Genomic DNA, 14,417 nt, shown 5'->3' with positions numbered 1-14,417 from the left:
TTGGCGGTGTCAGCCGCCGCGGGCGTCGATTTCCAGAGAGCGGAAATGCCCGCGACGCTGGAGCCATACCATCAGGATCAGCGCTGGGATGGCGCTCAAAGCGGTGCCGATGAAGAACAGTGGCCAGCCAAGTGTTTCGGCAACGTATCCGGTGCCAGACGAGAACAACGTTCGTCCGGTCGAAGCGAGTGCTGTGAGCAGCGCGTATTGCGTTGCCGTGTGCAACGGGTCGCGGCAGAGCGCTGACAAGTAGGCGACGAAAATCACCGTGCCGATGGCGCCGGAGAAGTTCTCGACGATAATGGCAACGGTCAACGCTTCGGGGCTCGGTGTCTGATAGCCAAGCCACAGAAACACGAGGTTGGAGAACATCTGCAGGAATGCGCCGACCCAAAGGGCCGTGTGCATGGACATCGCGCGCGCGACGGCGCCGCCGGCAAATCCGCCGACCAGAAGCGCAACAAGGCCGACGCCCTTTACGATCGCGGCGTAAGTGGCCTTCGAATAGCCGAGCGATAGCACGAACGGGGCAGTCATGGTGCCGGCGAGCGCATCGCACAGCTTATAGAGGATGACGAACAGGAGGATCGCTACGGCGGCGTCGCGGGCGAGGAACTGCGAGAAGGCGCCCTTTGCCGTCTCGAAAAGGCGGGTCATCGGGCTTCCTTCGACTGGCCTCTCATTGAGGTCTGATTTGGGCTCTTTGGCGATGACCGAGGCGAAGAGGCCGACGAGGACGAGGGCTGCCGCAGCGGCATAGGCGAGTGGCCATACCGCGGCCTTGTCGAGGCCCTGGGTTTCGAGCCAGGCACTGAAGCCGATGACACCGGCACCGGATGCGAGCATGCCAATGCGATAGGCGGCGACGTAGCCGGCCATCCCGGCTGCCTGCTCGTCGTTGGGAAGCGCCTGCACGCGGTAGGCGTCAACGACGATATCTTGCGTCGCCGAGGCGAAGGCGACGATCAACGCGCCGAGGCCGATCATCCATGGAGCGTTGATAGGATCGCGCGTGCCGAGAAAAATGATCGCGGCCATGAGCACGAGCTGTGAGGCAATGAGCCAGGCGCGGCGACGGCCGAAGATGTCCTGCAGGTATGGAACCTTCCAGGCGTCGACGACGGGCGCCCAGAGGAATTTCAAGGTGTACGGCAGGCCGGCGAGCGAAAGCAGACCAATGGTGCCGAGATCGACGCCGCGGTCGGCCATCCATACGCGCAGTGTTTCGCCAGAGAGGGCCAGGGGCAGACCCGACGAGAACCCCAGCAGCATGATGACGAGCACGCTCGGCCGAAAGTAAACGGTGAGCGCTTCCAGATACGATGGGGGTTGGCGCGGCTCACTTTGCGTGGGGACGCTCATTCGGGAGGGCTCCGCTGGGGATTCCGCTGGGACAAGGGGCAGCGCTTGCTACTAGGGTCTTGCCGATCTGTCGATGCTGTGTCGCCTGTTAGGGTGACTGCAGTGCGGCAATAAGAAGAATCGGAGGGGGCGATGGGCCGCTACGTGCTGGCGATCGATCAGGGGACAACATCCTCACGGGCGCTGCTGTTCGACGAGAATTGTCATGTGCGGAGCGTATCGCAACAGGAGTTTACGCAACATTTTCCATACTCGGGCTGGGTGGAGCATGACGCGGAGGAGATCTGGCGCAGTGTGCTCGATACGGCGCGCGAGGCCGTAACCAAAGCGGGCGGGCCCACGCAGATCGTGGGCATCGGCATCTCCAATCAGCGCGAGACGACGGTAGTCTGGGAGCGCGCCAGCGGCCGGCCGATCTACAACGCAATCGTATGGCAGGACCGGCGCACGGCGGAAGTGTGCGAGGCGTTGCGTGCTGCGGGCCATGAGGCGCTGGTTACGCAGCGGACCGGACTGCTGCTCGATCCTTATTTCTCGTCGACGAAGATCGCGTGGATTCTCGATCATGTTCCGGGCACGCGTGCGCGGGCGGAACGCGGCGAGCTGGCGTTCGGCACGATCGATTGCTTTCTGCTGTGGCGGCTGACGGGCGGGCGCGTGCATGCGACGGATGCCACGAACGCTGCACGCACGTGTCTGTTCGATATCCGCAAGGGGGAATGGGACGAAGATCTGCTGCGCGTGTTCGGTGTGCCGCGCGCGCTGCTACCGGAGGTGCGCGACAACGCGGCGGAGTTCGGCGAGACGGATGGTGACATCTTCGGCGCGCCAATCTGCGTGCGCGGCATGGCGGGCGATCAGCAGGCAGCGACGATCGGACAGGCGTGCTTCAAGCCGGGCATGCTGAAATCGACATACGGCACCGGCTGCTTTGCAGTGCTGAATACGGGCGATGACTGCATCGCCTCGCGGCATCGGCTGCTATCGACCATCGCGTATCAGATCGGCGGGCGCCGCACGTATGCGCTGGAAGGATCGATCTTCATTGCCGGAGCCGCGGTGCAGTGGCTGCGCGACGGCTTGAAGATCGTGCATCACGCATCAGACACGGGGCGGATGGCGAGCGAGGCCGATCCCGGGCAGGAGGTGGTGCTGGTGCCGGCGTTCGTTGGTCTCGGCGCACCGTATTGGGATCCCGATTGCCGCGGTGCGATGTTCGGGCTCACGCGCAATGCAGGTCCAAACGAGTTCGCGCGCGCGGCGTTGCAGGCGGTGTGCTTCCAGACGCTCGATCTGCTGACGGCGATGCGCGGCGACTGGCCGGCGCAGAACGGCACGGTGCTGCGCGCGGACGGCGGCATGGCCGCATGCGATTGGACGATGCAGCGTCTGGCCGACATTCTCGACGTGCCGGTGGATCGCCCGACGATTGTGGAGACGACGGCGCTGGGCGCGGCGTACCTCGCGGGATTGCAGACGGGATTCTATCCACAGCCGGAACAGTTTGCAGCGATGTGGGCGTTGGGTCGCCGCTTTCAGCCGGGCATGGCGGAGGCCGAACGCGCGCGCCTCATCGCATCATGGCACGACGCGGTGAGGCGAACGCTGACGCAACAAAGGTCACGGCTGTAGCTTACTTGTGGGCTCACTTGTGGGCGTGTTCTTCGCGGGTCTTCGCGGCTTTGCGCGCAGACGCTTCGCGATCTTCCTTCGTTCGCCCCGTGCTTGGATGGCTGCCAAGCTCTTTCCAGTTCTTTTCCGTCATGTCGACGCCGTAATGCGCGGCCGCCTTCTTGATGTTGGCGAACGCAAGCTCTCGATCCTCATCTGACACGCCGACAGTCTGGTCGAAGCGCGCGATCGCGTTTCTGACGTGACTGGCGTCGGTTAACGGCTCTTTACGTTCTTTGGGAAAGGCGAACACGGTATCGGGCAGATCACTGCGCCCGGTGAGTTCTCCATGCTTTTCGTGGGGTTTCCATGTGGTTTGCATGACCGTTCTCCATTGGCTTGGATTGGGCCCCCTCATGCCGACATGGTGGCGCTCGCTGCCAATTTCAAACTACGCAGTTGGGCGATGCGCGGATGCGCAGCATCAAGCCCGAATAAGGTCGATCTCTGGGGGCGACGCTTGGTGCAGATGACCGACTTTATCTGATCACCGCGACGACGCGGGCGGGCGCGGCGGAAGCGCCGACGATCTTCAGTGGAAACACCATAACTTCGAAGCCGGTCGGCGGCAGCGCGCCGAGATTGGTCAATTGCTCCATGTGCCAGAAGGGGCGCTTTTGGCCGACGCGGTGGGCTTCCCAGAACAGCGTTGCGTCGTTCGTTGCTTTCGAGCGTGCGATCTGCGTGTGAAACGGCAGGTCCCATCCCCACTGGTCGATGCCCATGACGGTCGGGCCGCGGTCGAGGAGCCAATCGGTTGCGGCGGCGCTCATGCCGGTGCCGCGCCGCCAGAATTCCTTCGTTCCCATATATCGGTCGCGCCCCGTGCGAATGAGCACGATGGTGCTCTCATCGAGCGTGGCGCTTGTCTTGGCGAGCGCGGCTTCGATGTCGGCCGGTGTGATGGCGTCATCATCGGCCTTGTGGGTGAGGTCGAGTACGACGCCGGGGCCGATGCATTTGTCGAGCGGCATCTCGTCGATGGTTTGCGCGGGAGCGCCGGCGGATGTGGGGCCGTAGTGCCAGGGCGCATCGATGTGCGTGGTCGAATGCACGCCCATCTTGGTGATGGTGTCGTCTGCCCAGCCGGTGAAGTCGGAGGGGAAGAGGCGCTTGGGCAATCCGAGCAGGCGCACCAGAAGCTTTGCGGCGCGGTGTGGCTTGTGGCGGATCTTCACCTGCATGAAGCGTGGATCGCCGTGATTGAACTGGATCGGCTTCGACAGATCTATGACCTGCATTGAATCCTCTAAACGATGCGGTTGGTCAGTGTGCCGATGCCGTCGATGGAGAGGCTGACAATATCGCCGCGTTGCAGAAGGCGGCCGGTCTCGATGCCGCTGCCGCGCGGCAGTGTACCCGTGCCGAAGAGCTCTCCGGGATGCAGCTGCTCGTCGCGGCTGGCGTGCGCCAAGGCTTCACCGAGGGTGTAACGCGCGCCTGCCGTGGCGCAGGTCGAGACTGCGGTGCCGTTGACGGTGACGCCGGCTTTGAGATCGCGCCAGCGCGGCAGGATTTCGTCGGCGCTGACGAGGACGGCGGACATGGCGTTTGCAAAGTGTTTCGACTTCTGTGGGCCGAAGCCGGAGCGCATTTCGGCGAGCTGAACATCGCGGGCCGAAAGGTCGTTGAGGATGACGAAGCCGCCGATTGCGCGCTCGGCTTCGGCAGGCGTGGCGTTGCGGAGCGGATGAGCGAGGACGAAACCGAGTTCCAGCTCATAGTCGAGGGCGTGCGTATAAGCTGGACAGGGAATGTCTTCGCCATCGGCGGCGAAGTTGAGGTGGTTCCCGAAGTAGTAGATCGGCTCGCGGTACCAGAGCGCGGATGGTTTGAGCGCGGGGAATGTTCGCCGCGTCACCCGCTCGTAGATGTCGATGATGCGCGCGCCAGCAGGCATGAAGCGTTGCGCGAAGCCGCGTGCTGCATCAATCGCGTGTGCCTCATACAACATGAAGTCACGGAACGAGCGTGGCGCGAAAGGGAGCGCGGGCCGCGCCGCGGAGCTCTCGGGTGGAGATACATCTTTAGCGGCTTCTGCAATCGCGGCCTGAACGTCGTCCGGCAGGGCGACGAGCGCGACTGCATCGGAGGCATCGACGGCTGCAAGCTGAGGAAGGCGCCGCAACGTCTCTGAGGCGCTGACCCATCCGTGCGGCGCAAGTAGCTCGAGCCGCAGCCTTCCATCGTGTGCAGTGCGGCGGAGCTTCATGGGATGTCCATCACATCAACTGTGGCTCGCATTGTCGTGAGCGGCTTTAGAGTTTCGGAACGGGGCGATTAGTACGACGTTTCCAATGGTTCGGCATAATTCCAATTGATGAGAGGAAACGTCATGACGCTACGGAAAAGAACGATCGTCGGTACTCTCGCTGCAGCGGCTGCTTTTGCGATCAGCGCGGGTGCTGCGTTTGCAGACCATCATTTCGCCGGCACTTGGCAAGTGAAGGATAGCAGCGGTTCCGACTTCAAAATCATGCTCGACAAGGATGGAACGGCGCGTGCTGATCGCGGCTCCGAGGGCATGAAGGGCAAGTGGGAAGAAAAAGACGGCACCGCTGTGATCAGCTGGGATACCGGCTGGACGACGAAAATCGCCAAGCAAGGCGAGCACTACAAGAAGACGGCATTCCAAGGTGACGAGAAAAAGAGCACCTCTGATGCCATGAAGGTGAAGTAGGTCCAACAACTAGGCGAGGTGCCTGCCGGCACCTCGCTCATCAAGCCGATCGGAGCGGGCAATGGTTATAAGCTGGGCGCAGATCATCGTATGGCTGATCATAGGTCTAATCGGTGGCACCCTCGCCGGAATGGTGGTGCGCTGGCAGCGAGAAGGCTTCGGCTTGTGGGAGAACCTCGGCATCGGTCTCGTCGGTGCCTTGGTCGGCGGCTTCATATTCCGAATCTTCAACCTCCTCCCGGCACTCGAGGCGATCTCTATTTCGCTGCGCGACATCGTGTCGGCGGTGATTGGTTCGCTGTTGTTCCTGATCGGGCTTTGGCTCTGGCATAAGCGCGGCGCTGTCTGATGGTGCGTGTGGTCAACATCGACCACATATCGGTTCGAGTTTCCGATTTCGCGCGCTCGAAGGCGTTCTACGGCAGGCTATTCGACTTCCTCGGCTTCAAAGTGCTCGACGAGTACGAGGACGCCATCGGCTGGACCAACGGCAAGACGCGCTATTGGCTCGAGCAGGCGGATCGCAAGGGTCGGAAGCACACGTTCCGCATCGGCGATGTGGGTCTACATCATTATGCGTTCGAACTGCGCAGCCGCAAAGACGTGGATGCGCTGCAGGCATTTCTGAAAGAGACGGGCGCGAAGATCGTCGATCCTGCCGACGAGTATTACGACGACTACTACGCGGTATTCTTTCTCGATCCCGACGGCATGAAGCTCGAAGGCATGAAGTGGGGCGAGAAAACGCGCGCGTTGCAGCGCAAGCGCGCGCTGAGGCGGAAACGTTGATGGCTACCGATGTGCCTTCGATGTGGAAGGCGCGGCGGGCCAGCAAAGGGATATTAGAATTCGAAGCGTCCCAAGTAGTAGTCGGGCGTATCCATCTTGTTTGGAGTGTCCAAGCTGCCGGGAAAGCGCTCGGTGGTATCTTCGAATTTGTAGTGGCTGCGGCTTGCGTACGATACCTCGAGAACGCTGGGAAACGGTACGCCCCCCAGTAGAAGCATGGGAGCATAGTTGTTTGCGTGCACGTGGATTGACTGAAAGCGGTTGTTGAGCTTGCCCAGGACGCGGGCGTAAGTCGCGTATGTAGCGTCGTGAGCAATGCGATCGAAGAAATGGAACTCGCACACGATTTGCGAGATTCGAGATAGCGCGTCGTCAGGTACTGTGTCGAACACCGCCCACTCGTCCCCTTCAATGTCGATTTTGAGGATCGCCGGGGCTTCAGCAGTTACTTTTAGTTCATCCAAGATCTGGGACAACGTCACGCCGACTGCGGCAGGCTTGGCCATGATCTGCTGGCGATGGAAAATGATTCGGTCATCGACAATTGGCGGACCAGAGATCGTGTGATCGAACTGGTGTACGAGCAGCCCGCTGGCCGCGATGTCGGCGTCCCAGGTGGCGTTGGTTCCCACTCCGAAAGACAATGCGATGTGCTGGCCTTCGAAGGCCGGGAGCATCACGTAGCCGCCGTCGCCTTCGCAACCGAAGCGCCTCTTTTTAATTCCAAGGGCGGCCTTCGGCGTGATCAGTTCACCCAAGGTTCTGGCGCGCTCCCCTACATCGAAAGTTGGGACGGCTTCGATTTGGAAGTCGATGCGCCGGCGGAGTCCTTGGATGTCGGAACTCAGTTGATCGATTCGGTTGACAAGTTGGGTTTGGCCTAGAGCTCGACGGAGCCCCGATTTCAATGAGCTAAGAACTACCATCATGGGCCCTTGTGCGAGTTCGCTGTCTAAGGTTGTTCGCTTGGGGGTTCTTTGGCAAGGGCCTGTGAGGGGTTTGGCCACTGGGATTTAGCGGCGCGCCGATCAAGGATGCAATGATGAGCGTCAATGAGCGCTGGGAATTTGGACGGTGACTAGCAGGCCGCCGAGTGGTGATCGTCCGAGGGTGATGTCGCCGCCATAAAGCTGCACGAGGTCTCGCACGATAGGAAGGCCTAGACCTGATCCGTCTCCCGGTTGGCTGGTCCACTGTGCGCCGATCTTGAATACGACATCCCATGCCTCCGGGGGTAGCCCTGGGCCATCGTCCTCGACACTGACAGATACAAAGCCGGGGGCGGCGCTTCCTTCGGCGCGAATGACGACCTCAGTCCTTGCGTGCTTGCAGGCGTTGTCGACGAGGTTGGCGAGCATCTCGTTGAGATCCTGCGCTTCGCACGCCACCATGAGGTTGGCGGGAACGCAATTCTCGATTTTTAGCCCTCGTTCGATATGGAGGCGGCCGAGTGCGCGTACCACCTGCTCGGCGGTGTCGCCCAGCGACGAGGCGGCAACGGGTCTGGACCGGCCTACGGCTGCGCGCGCACGGGCGATCTGGTAGTCGATTTGATTTTGCATGCGCCGGCATTGCTCGCGAATGATGCCCGCTGAGTGCTCTGCGCCGCTTTCACCGAGCTGGCGGGCTTCATCGACGAGGACCGCAAGGGGTGTTTTCAAACCATGCGCGATGTTGCCGGCCTGGGCGCGGGCACGCAAAATCTGCTCGCCCGAAGCCGTCAGCAGATTGTTGAGGTCATCAATGAGCGGCTGCACTTCTTCGGGGAAGGCACCACTTACCTGCGGTGCACCGCTGTTGCGCAGCCGGGCCAGCGCTGCTCGCAGTTGGCCGAATGGCGCCATGGCGTAAAGCAGCAGCAGAACTGCAGCGCCGATCATGGACAGGGCGAAGGCACCCAGCGACCAGGTAAGTACCTTGTTGAATTTCTGCAGTTCGCCATCAAGGTAGCGCTTGTCGGTGCCGATGATGATGCGCAGCGGATCGCGGGTGCTGTCGAGCCAGCGCAAACGTTCAGCGACGAGCAACTCGCCTGTCGGCCCGTTGATACGATGCGTGTGCACTTGGGCATCGGCGCCGTCGTCGTTGGGCACGTTCAACTTCGGTCCCTCGAGAGAGGACGACCGGGCAAGGATGTGACCGCCTTTCTGGATTTCCCAGTAGAAGCCGGAAAGAGGCTTGAGGTAGCGGGGATCGCTGAGCGGACGCTGAAGGCTGAATTGGCCCTTGTCGTCGTACTCCATCAAACCCTGGAGTTCGTCGAGGTGGACATAAAGCTCGTCGTAAAATTGGCCGACGAGAAATTCCCTCGTCACACGCGAAAGCAGGAAGCCGGAGACGATGACAGCGATGGCAATCCAGATGGTCGCCACGGTGATGAGCCGTGTTTTGAGGCTGCGTATCATCGGCTTCAATCCATCCGGTAGCCGAGGCCGCGCACTGTCGTGATGACGTCGCGGCCAAGCTTGCGGCGCAGGCGGCTGATGTACACTTCGATGGTGTTGGACTCGGCGCTATCTTCGAGCGCGTAGAGGCGCTCGGTCAGCTCTCCCTGGGAGATGATGCGGCCCGGGCGGTGCATGAAGTAGGTCAGGAGTTTCAGCTCGGACGCAGTGAGGTCCACCGGCGTGCCTGCGACGGTTGCTTTGCAGGACGCGGTATCGAGACAGATCTCCTTGTGCTTCAGAAGCGCATCGGCAGCGCCGGATTTGCGCCGAATGAGTGCGCGCAGCCGTGCGACAACCTCGGGAATGTGGAACGGCTTAGTGATGTAATCGTCGGCGCCCGCATTTAGACCTTCGACTTTCTCAGTCCATGTTCCCTGTGCGCTAAGGATCAGTACGGGCATGTCGCATTTTTCGATCCGCCACTTCTTCAGGACGGCGATGCCTTGCATTTTAGGCAAACCGAGGTCGAGCACTGCGGCCTCGTATTGATCGCCGAGGCCCATGACGACGCCGTCCTCTCCGGTCTTGGCGCGATCCACGACAAACCCTGCCGTTCGCAGCCCGGAAACGAGCCGCCCAGCGATGTCGTCGTCGTCCTCGACCAGCAAGATGCGAATGAGAGCCTCCAGTATCCGCAACTCATAGGACAGGCAGCTGAATTCAAGCTGAAAGGCCAGTCGGGCTGAAGAACGGGCCGCGCGTTCTTTGGATTTATTCTAGCTTTCAGGTTGGTTTCAGGTAGGTGTGGCACAGCCCTTAAACGCACCTGGAGGGTTGCGCCGTATGTTCTTAACAAAACAAGATTTTTTTGCAGTTGCTAGCGTGATCGCGGCTCTCGTCGCACCGATGTCGGGGGCTTGCGCTTCCGAGATTGCTGTTTCGGAGGCGCAGATCGATCGCCTAGAGATCCGCCTCGAAGAGGTCCGGCCGGCTACTGAAGAGGCCATCGCGCTTCTACCCGGCACGATCATCCCCCCGATGAATTCCCGCATTGCGGTGCCGGCGCCGTTTGCGGGTACGGTCGTTTCGGTTGACGTGCTGCCGGGACAGACTGTAGCCCCCGGCGCTGTCCTTATGACGATTGCGAGCCGCGAACTGGTCGAGACGCTTTCGCAGTTGCGTCAGGCGGAAGCCAATCTCAGTGCGGCGCAGGCGGTGGCCGAGCGATACAAGGGGCTTGCCGATAAGAACATCGCTTCACCGACACGCGCTGCGGAGACAGAGGCGCAGCGGGCGGGATTGCAGGCCGTCGTCGAGGAACATCGCCGGCTCGTGACGCTTGGCAACATCAAGACGAACCCCGACGGGTCATATGCTCTGATCGCGCAGCGGGCGGGCCGCGTCGTCGAATCGAACGTGGCGCCTGGCGCCAGCATCGTCGCCATGGCGCCTGCAATCACAATAGACACGAGCAACGACCTTTGGGTCGAGGCGCAGCTACCCGCATCGCTCATCGGCAGGGTTCGCGCGGGTGACACGATCCGGCTGGACAACGGCGCGACCGGGAAAGTGCTGTCGGTAAGCCACTCGATAGATGCGAGAACGCGATCGGCCCTCCTGACCGGCAGCATCCCGGCGAACTCGGGGTTCGTACCGGGGCAGATGGTGACGTTGAGCATTCATCGCGAAGCTGCACAGAGCGGTCTCGATGTGCCGGCGTCCGCTGTGGTGTGGCTGCGCGGGAAGCCCAGCGTTTTCGTTCGCACTCAGACGGGATTCAATGTGCTCGAGGTTACCCTGAAGGGAAAGACGCTGCACGGCGCCACGATTGAGGGCGCGCTCAATCCCGGCGAGAAGGTCGCCGTGTCGGGGCTCGCACAGCTCGAGAACATGATCGGCGGAGAATAGGATGCTGTTGCGCCGGGTCGTCGAGTTCGCGCTGACGCAGCGAGCGTTCGTGCTGTTCTGCTCGTTGCTGGTCGCGCTGGCTGGCGCGTGGGCGTTCATGCGTATTCCGATCGACGCCTTCCCGGACATTTCCTCGGTCCAGGTGAAGATCATCATGAAGGCGCCCGGCATGACGCCGGAAGAGGTGGAGACGCGTGTCATTACGCCGATCGAGCTGGAGCTGCTCGGTATTCCGCACCTGTCGATCCTGCGTTCATCGGCGAAGTATGCGATTGCCGACATCACTCTCAATTTCGAGGACGGCACCGACATCTACTGGGCGCGTCAGCAGGTTGCGGAACGGCTGGCGGGCGCGAGCGATGCTCTTCCGGCAAATGCTTCGGGTGGACTTGCTCCCATCTCGACGCCGCTGTCCGACGTCTTCATGTTCACGATCGAAGGTGGCAACCTCTCGCTCGAGGAGCGCCGAACGCTGCTCGACTGGACGATCCGGCCGGCGCTGCGCACCATTCCAGGTGTCGCCGACGTGAATGCGCTGGGCGGCATGGTCCGCACATTCGAAGTCGTGCCAGACAGCGCTGCGCTGGCCGCCGCCGGCATTTCGCTCACTGATATCAAGGAAGCCATCGCCGCGACGAACCGCAATGACGGCGCCGGGCGCCTATCTGATGGCGAAAAGGCGTTGGTGGTGCGCGCGGAGGGTGCGATCAAGACGCCAGCCGACCTGCAGCAGATCGTGTTGCGGTCGGAGGGCGGCAAGGTTTTGCGCCTGCAGGATGTCGCATCGGTCGGCATCGGTAATCTCACGCGCTATGGCGCGGTGACGAAGGATGGCAAGGGCGAGGCGGTTGAGGGGCTCGTGCTGTCGCTGCGCGGTGCGGATGCGAGCAGCATCGTCAAAGGCGTTCGGCAGCAGCTAGAGGAATTGAAGTCGGCTCTCCCCCCGGGTGTGGAGCTGCACACGTTCTACGATCGCTCGGATCTCATCCAGCGCGCGGTCGGCACGGTCTCCAAAGCACTGCTCGAGGCCACGGTGCTGGTGGTGGTGCTCTTGATCCTGTTCCTCGGCGACATTCGCGCTTCGATCGTGGTCGCGGTCACGCTGCCGATGGCAGCGCTGATGACGTTCCTGTTGATGAAGCTACTGGGGATGTCCGCCAACCTGATGAGTCTGGGCGGTCTTGCCATCGCGATCGGCCTCATCGTCGATGCCGCGGTGGTCGTGGTCGAGAACGCTGTCGAGCGGCTCAACCATCATGCCGGCGATACGCGCATTCCCCCGTTGCATCACATCTATATGGCGGCGTCGGAGGTCGTGACGCCCGTCGCATCGGGCATCCTGATCATCTGTCTCGTGTTCCTGCCGCTGCTGTCATTGGAAGGCCTGGAAGGCAAGCTGTTCGCACCGGTTGCCATCACGATCGTGCTGGCGTTGTCGGCGTCGCTGCTGCTGTCGCTGACGCTCATTCCCGCTCTGTCGTCGATGGCCCTGCGGGGCAAGGCGCACAAGAACCCCATCCTCATGCGCATCATCGAGGCCGGCTATCGGCCGCTGCTGCGCTTCTGCCTGGCGTTTCCGTACCCCGTGTATCTGGCAGCGGCGGTGGGCGTCATCGCAATGGTCATGGGCTATCTTGCAGTCGGCAAGACATTCATGCCGACGATGGACGAGGGTTCGGTCATCATGCAGACGACCAAGCTACCCTCGATCAATCTCGAACACAGCATCGACGGCGACCTGCGAATCCAGAGGACACTGCTGGAGCGCGTTCCTGAGGTGCAGGAAGTCATATCGCGCGTCGGCACCGACGAACTGGGGCTGGACCCGATGAGCCCAAATGACACGGACGCGTTTCTTGTACTGAAGCCTAAAGGGACGTGGCGCGTGCCGGACAAGGATTGGCTGCTGCAGCAATTGCGCGATGCAATGGCAGATATGGCAGGGGTGGAATTCTCGTTCACGCAGCCGATCGAGATGCGCACATCGGAAATGCTGACCGGTGCGCGCGGCGATCTCGCAGTGAAGATATTCGGCTCAGATCTCAACGAGCTGGCGAAACTTGCCGGAGGAATCCAGAAGGCGATTTCCGGTGTGCGCGGCGCTGCGGAAGTGTTCACTGCGTCCAACGATACTGTCGACTACCTGCAGATCGAGATGAATCGGCTCACTGCCGGCCGCACAGGGCTTTCGGTGACGCGTATCGAGGACGAGCTGCGTGCCCTGCTCGAGGGCACTCCTGCGGGCATCGTCCCCGAAGGGCAGAAGCGCACCAATATCGTCATTCGCGGTCCCGAGACGCTGCGCAAGGCGCCCGAGCTGTTCATGCAGAGCCAGCTCGTTTCTGGCGACGGAGGGCTCGTGCGTATCGGCGATGTCGCGCATCTGAAGCGCACGGCCGGCCTCGTGAAGGTCGATCGCGAGAATGCGTCGCGGTTTGCCATCGTGCAGGCGTACGTGTCGGGGCGCGACCTCGTCGGGTTCGTCGAGGATGCGCAAAAGGCGGTCGATGCCGCTGTGAAGCTGCCGCCGGGCTATCGCCTCGTGTGGGGCGGCGAATTCGAGAACCAGCGGCGCGCCGCTACGCGCTTAGCCGTGGTGGTGCCGATCGCGCTGGCGCTCATTTTCGTGGTGTTGTTTGCGACGCTGCGGTCCGTCAGGCAGGCTTCGCTGATCCTGGCGAATATTCCGTTCGCGCTGATCGGCGGTGTGCTGGCGCTTTGGATATCGGGAGAATACCTGTCGGTGCCGGCGTCGGTCGGGTTCATCGCACTGCTCGGGATTGCCGTGCTCAACGGTCTGGTGCTGGTGAGCTACTTCAATCAGCTGATCGCCAGCGGCATGCCGCTGAAGCAGGTGGTGTTCGAAGGGTCGATGCGGCGTTTGCGGCCTGTGCTGATGACTGCCAGCATTGCCGCCTTCGGTCTGGTGCCGCTGCTCTATGCGAGTGGTCCAGGATCAGAAATTCAGAAGCCGCTGGCGATTGTCGTCATCGGCGGCCTGGTGACGTCGACGACGCTGACGCTCATCCTGCTGCCCATTCTCTTCCGCCGCTTCGGTGTTTCTGCCGGGGCTGCGCTTGCGGATTCACGGAGTCTGGCATGGACCAATCCCTTTGCAAGCTGACGCTCATCTATCCGCCGGCGTCTGAAAACCACCTCGTGGAGGTGATGATGAACTCCGAGCCACCGCTTTCGGGCTTCACGACGTGGCAAGCGGAGGGGCATGGGCATTCGTTTGCGGAGGCCAGCATGCGCGAACGCGTGCGAGGCCGGATCACGCGCGGAGTTCTGATGGTGGTGCTGCCACGTGCCCGCATCGAGCTTCTGGTCGAAGAAATCCTATTGAAGGCGGCGATTGCCGATCTCGTTTACTGGATCGAGCCGGTGTTGGCTTTCGGGCGCATGAGGCCCGTGGCTGCAGCATCCGCGGACGAGCACTCCGGCTGACAATGGCGGCGGGCCGAGATACGGCCGCACCTGCCGGTCTGCGGCGCTGAAAGAGTTTCAGTTTTTCAATTGAATTGGTAGCGGGAGGCGGACTCGAACCGCCGACCTAAGGATTATGAGACCTTCGCTCTAACCACCTGAGCTATCCCGCCACGTGGCGCGCATTTACGGAG

14 protein-coding genes and 1 tRNA gene are annotated in these 14,417 nt (G+C 61.8%); 7 read left to right on the top strand and 8 right to left on the bottom strand.

Annotation, left to right across the window (positions count from 1 at the left end; genetic code table 11):
• Nucleotides 1–9 precede the first annotated feature (9 nt).
• Entirely contained in the window at nucleotides 10–1,362 is a 1,353-nt protein-coding gene (locus tag NDB2M4_RS07020) for an AmpG family muropeptide MFS transporter (protein ID WP_072372355.1), read from the bottom strand.
• A 132-nt stretch (nucleotides 1,363–1,494) separates the two neighbouring features.
• On the opposite strand from NDB2M4_RS07020, the gene glpK reads away from it, so the two are divergent.
• A complete protein-coding gene (glpK, locus tag NDB2M4_RS07015) occupies nucleotides 1,495–2,994 on the top strand; it encodes a glycerol kinase GlpK (RefSeq protein WP_072372353.1) in 1,500 nt (499 codons plus the stop codon).
• A gap of 13 nt (nucleotides 2,995–3,007) precedes the next feature.
• On the opposite strand, the gene NDB2M4_RS07010 is transcribed toward glpK, so the two are convergent.
• The 3 genes from NDB2M4_RS07010 to NDB2M4_RS07000 all read right to left on the bottom strand — a co-directional run bounded on the left by NDB2M4_RS07010 (nucleotide 3,008) and on the right by NDB2M4_RS07000 (nucleotide 5,245).
• Nucleotides 3,008–3,355 carry a DUF6582 domain-containing protein gene (locus tag NDB2M4_RS07010; RefSeq protein ID WP_210186514.1) on the bottom strand — a complete coding sequence of 116 codons (348 nt, stop codon included), beginning with the start codon at nucleotides 3,353–3,355 and terminating at the stop codon, nucleotides 3,008–3,010.
• 157 nt (nucleotides 3,356–3,512) lie between these two features.
• On the bottom strand, nucleotides 3,513–4,274 hold the full coding sequence (locus tag NDB2M4_RS07005; protein ID WP_072372351.1) for a cyclase family protein: 762 nt from the start codon (nucleotides 4,272–4,274) through the stop codon (nucleotides 3,513–3,515).
• An 8-nt stretch (nucleotides 4,275–4,282) separates the two neighbouring features.
• Nucleotides 4,283–5,245 (bottom strand): fumarylacetoacetate hydrolase family protein, encoded by a 963-nt coding sequence (locus NDB2M4_RS07000; protein WP_072372349.1) that lies wholly within the window; start codon nucleotides 5,243–5,245, stop codon nucleotides 4,283–4,285.
• Between the two features lie 123 nt (nucleotides 5,246–5,368).
• Here NDB2M4_RS07000 and NDB2M4_RS06995 point away from each other — a divergent pair, with 123 nt between their 5' ends.
• The 3 genes from NDB2M4_RS06995 to NDB2M4_RS06985 all read left to right on the top strand — a co-directional run bounded on the left by NDB2M4_RS06995 (nucleotide 5,369) and on the right by NDB2M4_RS06985 (nucleotide 6,502).
• Entirely contained in the window at nucleotides 5,369–5,713 is a 345-nt protein-coding gene (locus NDB2M4_RS06995; protein WP_072372347.1) for a hypothetical protein, read from the top strand.
• Nucleotides 5,714–5,774: 61 nt separating this feature from the next.
• On the top strand, nucleotides 5,775–6,062 hold the full coding sequence (locus NDB2M4_RS06990; RefSeq protein WP_072372345.1) for a GlsB/YeaQ/YmgE family stress response membrane protein: 288 nt from the start codon (nucleotides 5,775–5,777) through the stop codon (nucleotides 6,060–6,062).
• The gene (locus NDB2M4_RS06985; protein WP_072372343.1) at nucleotides 6,062–6,502 is read left to right on the top strand and encodes a VOC family protein; all 441 of its coding nucleotides are present in this window, start codon (nucleotides 6,062–6,064) and stop codon (nucleotides 6,500–6,502) included. Before NDB2M4_RS06990 ends, NDB2M4_RS06985 begins: the two co-directional genes overlap by 1 nt.
• A 53-nt stretch (nucleotides 6,503–6,555) precedes the next feature.
• Here the strand turns inward: NDB2M4_RS06985 and NDB2M4_RS06980 are convergent, their stop codons facing one another.
• The 3 genes from NDB2M4_RS06980 to NDB2M4_RS06970 form a co-directional block, all read right to left on the bottom strand.
• Nucleotides 6,556–7,431 (bottom strand): FkbM family methyltransferase, encoded by an 876-nt coding sequence (locus tag NDB2M4_RS06980; RefSeq protein WP_139247133.1) that lies wholly within the window; start codon nucleotides 7,429–7,431, stop codon nucleotides 6,556–6,558.
• A 120-nt stretch (nucleotides 7,432–7,551) separates the two neighbouring features.
• The gene (locus tag NDB2M4_RS06975; protein WP_072372339.1) at nucleotides 7,552–8,907 is read right to left on the bottom strand and encodes a sensor histidine kinase; all 1,356 of its coding nucleotides are present in this window, start codon (nucleotides 8,905–8,907) and stop codon (nucleotides 7,552–7,554) included.
• 5 nt (nucleotides 8,908–8,912) lie between these two features.
• Nucleotides 8,913–9,566, bottom strand: coding sequence for a response regulator transcription factor (locus NDB2M4_RS06970; protein ID WP_072373324.1), 654 nt, complete (start codon nucleotides 9,564–9,566; stop codon nucleotides 8,913–8,915).
• A gap of 205 nt (nucleotides 9,567–9,771) precedes the next feature.
• Here NDB2M4_RS06970 and NDB2M4_RS06965 point away from each other — a divergent pair, with 205 nt between their 5' ends.
• The 3 genes from NDB2M4_RS06965 to NDB2M4_RS06955 are packed head-to-tail and all read left to right on the top strand — an operon-like array spanning nucleotide 9,772 to nucleotide 14,244.
• Nucleotides 9,772–10,797, top strand: coding sequence for an efflux RND transporter periplasmic adaptor subunit (locus NDB2M4_RS06965; RefSeq protein ID WP_244536079.1), 1,026 nt, complete (start codon nucleotides 9,772–9,774; stop codon nucleotides 10,795–10,797).
• Nucleotides 10,798–10,801: 4 nt separating this feature from the next.
• The gene (locus NDB2M4_RS06960; protein ID WP_072373318.1) at nucleotides 10,802–13,921 is read left to right on the top strand and encodes an efflux RND transporter permease subunit; all 3,120 of its coding nucleotides are present in this window, start codon (nucleotides 10,802–10,804) and stop codon (nucleotides 13,919–13,921) included.
• Nucleotides 13,897–14,244, top strand: a complete 348-nt coding sequence (locus NDB2M4_RS06955) for a DUF3240 family protein (protein WP_072372337.1) — start codon at nucleotides 13,897–13,899, stop codon at nucleotides 14,242–14,244. Before NDB2M4_RS06960 ends, NDB2M4_RS06955 begins: the two co-directional genes overlap by 25 nt.
• A gap of 75 nt (nucleotides 14,245–14,319) precedes the next feature.
• Here NDB2M4_RS06955 and NDB2M4_RS06950 read toward each other — a convergent pair.
• Nucleotides 14,320–14,396, bottom strand: a tRNA-Met gene (locus NDB2M4_RS06950).
• Between the last annotated feature and the right edge of the window lie 21 nt (nucleotides 14,397–14,417).

This window comes from Hyphomicrobium sp. NDB2Meth4, assembly GCF_900117445.1.
Lineage (GTDB): Bacteria > Pseudomonadota > Alphaproteobacteria > Rhizobiales > Hyphomicrobiaceae > Hyphomicrobium_A.
This window is presented reverse-complemented; position numbering and strand designations above follow the sequence as displayed.